This window comes from Polaromonas sp., from assembly GCF_013817205.1.
Classification (GTDB): Bacteria; Pseudomonadota; Gammaproteobacteria; order Burkholderiales; family Burkholderiaceae_C; genus Polaromonas.
Genome location: NZ_JACDDD010000142.1, coordinates 1 through 3354, shown reverse-complemented (window position 1 = coordinate 3354; position 3354 = coordinate 1). Strand labels below are relative to the sequence as shown.

3 protein-coding genes are annotated in these 3354 nt (G+C 64.5%); all 3 read right to left on the bottom strand.

What is annotated here, in order from left to right:
* Positions 1 to 1300 (bottom strand): FimV family protein (locus H0W47_RS18475; RefSeq protein WP_296927057.1); only part of this gene is annotated, 1300 nt, incomplete at its 3' end.
* Positions 1301 to 1559: 259 nt separating this feature from the next.
* Positions 1560 to 2699 carry an aspartate-semialdehyde dehydrogenase gene (asd, locus tag H0W47_RS18470; protein WP_296927055.1) on the bottom strand — a complete coding sequence of 380 codons (1140 nt, stop codon included), beginning with the start codon at positions 2697 to 2699 and terminating at the stop codon, positions 1560 to 1562.
* A 289-nt stretch (positions 2700 to 2988) separates the two neighbouring features.
* On the bottom strand, positions 2989 to 3354 hold a 366-nt coding region (locus tag H0W47_RS18465; protein WP_296927053.1), incomplete at its 5' end, for an isocitrate/isopropylmalate family dehydrogenase.

Here is a 3354-nt window from a genome sequence, read left to right as displayed (position 1 = left end):
TCGCTGCGGCGGGAGCGGGCGATGCGCCGGGGAGGACGCCGGGGTTGGGCACGGCCACACCGGGCCCGGGAGACGACGGCGCAGCAGGCGCGGCAGGAGCAGCAGGCGCGGCAGGAGCAGCGGGCGCTGCTGCCGGTGACGGCGTGGAGGGCTTGGACGGGGCCCCCAGTTTGTTCAGGTCGCTGATGTTTTTGGCCAACTCGGCCACTCGCGCCTCAGCCTCTTTGGCCTGACGGTCCTGCGCGATTTTTTCTTCGGCCGCAGCCTTGCTCTGGACCGCGCCTTTGGACAGGGTCAGTTTGTCGGGCGTGGCGGCGGCGGGCGCCTTGTCTTCCACCTTGGCCTTAACCTGGCCGGTGGCCTGACGATCAGCGCCGGCGGTCTGCGTGGCAGGCGCGCTTTCGGCGAGCTTGCGACGGAAGGAGTTGAAATCGCTGCTCTGCGCGACGATGGTGCGGCTGGCTTCGGTCGGGGAAACGGCTCCGGCCTGATCGGCGCTAGGCACTTCCAGCACGGCGCCGGACTTGATACGGTTGACATTGCCACCTATGAAGGCATCCGGGTTGCTGCGCAGCAGGGCCACCAGCATCTGGTCCAGCGAGATGTTGGCTGGCTTGATTTGCGCCGCAATCCTGCCAGCGGTGTCGCCGGGCTTGACGGTGACGGTCTGGCCGCCAGGCGCAGGTGCACGGGTGACGGCGGCAGCGGGAGGTGGCGGCGCGACAGGGCGGGCGGCGGGCGCCTGGGTGACTGCTGGTGGGCTGGGCGGGGTGTACGGTACAACAACGGCGCGGGGCGGTGGCGGCGGCAGGGTGGCAACAGGCGCGGGCGGGCGTGACACCATCGGGGGGGTCGGTGCCGGCATGGGCTGCGCTGCGGCGCGCAGATTGGGGGGGTCAAACAGCATCGTGTAGTCACGCACGATGCGCCCGGAGGCCCAACGGGCTTCAAGGATCAAGTCGACAAAGGGTTCGCTGACAGGCCGGTCGCTGGAAAGGCGCAGATAGGACCGGCCGTCGGGACGCCGCTGCAGGCTGATTTGCAGGTTGGTGACGGCGGCGCTGTATTCGAGGCCGGCCGCCCGGAAGGCGTCGGGGCTGGCCACACTGGCGCGCAGGCTGGCGGCTTCTTCGGCGTTGATTTCAGGGATGTCGATCTCGGCGCGCAGAGGCTCTCCGAGGGCCGACTGGACGGTCATTCGACCCAAACCCAGGGCCTGTACCTGCAAACTCGTGAAAGTGCCAGCCATTGCAATGGCGGCTGCGACCACACCGAGACGCCAGGGGCGGGGATGATTCATGGGAATGTGAGCCTCCGGTGCTCGGTCTGCATCAAATTTTATTCTGCTTGTCCGCACAAAAACCTCGGCGCTAATTTTCGACAAAACGACATTAACATCAAGGCGTTAGGCTGACAAGCTAAGACGCCACTTAAGTTTTGACACGCCGGGTTAGCATCAACTTACAAGTTTCGGTTGTTGTCTAACGACAACGTATCGTCACAAGTCCTTGCAGACCGGGCACCAAGACACGCGACGCAGCGGCCTGCGGTTCGTATCTTCAGGCTTGAAGCAGGATGTGCAACATGCGGCGCAGCGGCTCGGCTGCGCCCCACAGCAGTTGATCGCCGACGGTGAACGCACCCAGGTAATCCGGGCCCATGGCCAGCTTGCGCAGGCGGCCCACCGGGATGCCCATGGTGCCGGTCACGGCCACCGGCGTCAGGTCGGAGATGCTGGCCTCGCGCGTGTTGGGCACCACCTTCACCCACTCGTTGTCGGCCGCGATCATGGCTTCAATGTCTGCCAGTGGCACGTCCTTCCTGAGCTTGAAGGTCAGCGCCTGGCTGTGGCAGCGCATGGCGCCAATGCGCACGCAAAAGCCGTCCACCGGGGTTTCAGCGGTGCCGAAGCTGGCGCCTTGGCCGAGAATCTTGTTGGTCTCGGCGCCCCCTTTCCACTCTTCCTTGCTCATGCCGTTGCCCAGGTCCTTGTCGATCCACGGGATCAGCGAGCCGCCCAGCGGCACGCCGAAGTTGGTCGTTTCGGCGGGCGACAGTGACTGCTGCTTGGCCAGCACGCGGCGGTCGATTTCCAGAATGGCCGATTTCGGATCGTCCAGCAGGGCGCGCACTTCGGCATTGAGCGTGCCGTACTGCGTCAGCAGTTCACGCATGTGCTGGGCGCCGCCACCGGACGCTGCCTGGTAGGTCATGGAGGTCATCCACTCCACCAGGCCGGCCTTGTAGAGAGCGCCCACCCCCATCAGCATGCAGCTGACGGTGCAATTGCCGCCAATCCAGTTCTTGCCACCCTTGGCCAGCGCTTTCTGGATGACGGGCAGGTTGACCGGGTCCAGCACGATGATGGCGTCGTCATTCATGCGCAGGGTGGAAGCGGCGTCGATCCAGTGGCCGTCCCAGCCGGCAGCGCGCAGCTTGGGGTAGACCTCGGAGGTGTAGTCACCGCCCTGGGCGGTCAGGATGACATCACACTTTTTCATGGCCTCAATGTCGAAGGCGTCCTTGAGCGTGGTTTCGTTCTTCGCCTGGGCCGGGGCTTTGCCGCCAGCGTTGGAGGTCGAAAAGAAGACCGGCTCGATCAAATCGAAGTCGCCCTCGGCCTGCATGCGGTCGATCAGCACCGAGCCGACCATGCCGCGCCATCCGACGAGTCCCGTGAGATTGCCCTTGAGTTTCATGATGTTGCCCTTCAAAAAGTCAAAAATATGGCTTTTGGGCCCGGCTCATCGGGCCAGACAGGGCGCGACGAACCAGGCTTGCTAGCCTTTAATGGTGGTCGTTTTGGTGATCTGGGCAAAAACCGGCGCAGCGCTGATCGCGCGCGAAGCGGCGACAAGGCGGGTGGAAGCGGGGTTGTTGCGCATGGGGCTATTGTAATCACGGCCGGCCAGACCGGCGTTGCAGCGCACCATTTTCCGGCCTGGCCTGTGGCTGCCAGCCAACGCCGGAGCGCTGGCTGGCAGGGTGTCAGGCCTGCTGAAGGGCTTTGACTACAGCATTGCCCATCTCGACGGTTCCGACCTTCGTCGTGCCTTCGCTGTAGATGTCGGGCGTGCGCAGGCCCTGGCTCAACACCGTGTCCACGGCTTTTTCGATACGCACCGCAGCTTCGGCCTGGTTCAGGCTGAAACGCAGCATCATGGCGGCACTCAAGATGGTGGCCAGCGGATTTGCCACGCCCTTGCCTGCGATGTCGGGCGCGCTGCCGTGGCTGGGTTCGTACAGACCCTGGTTTTTGGTGTTCACGCTGGCCGAGGGCAACATGCCGATGGAGCCAGTCAGCATGGCGGCAGCGTCAGACAGGATGTCACCGAACATATTGCCGGTCACCAC

Excerpts from the sequence above, each read along its gene's own strand:
- asd (WP_296927055.1), bottom strand. The coding sequence starts at position 2,699 with ATGAAACTCAAGGGCAATCTCACGGGACTCGTCGGATGGCGCGGCATG.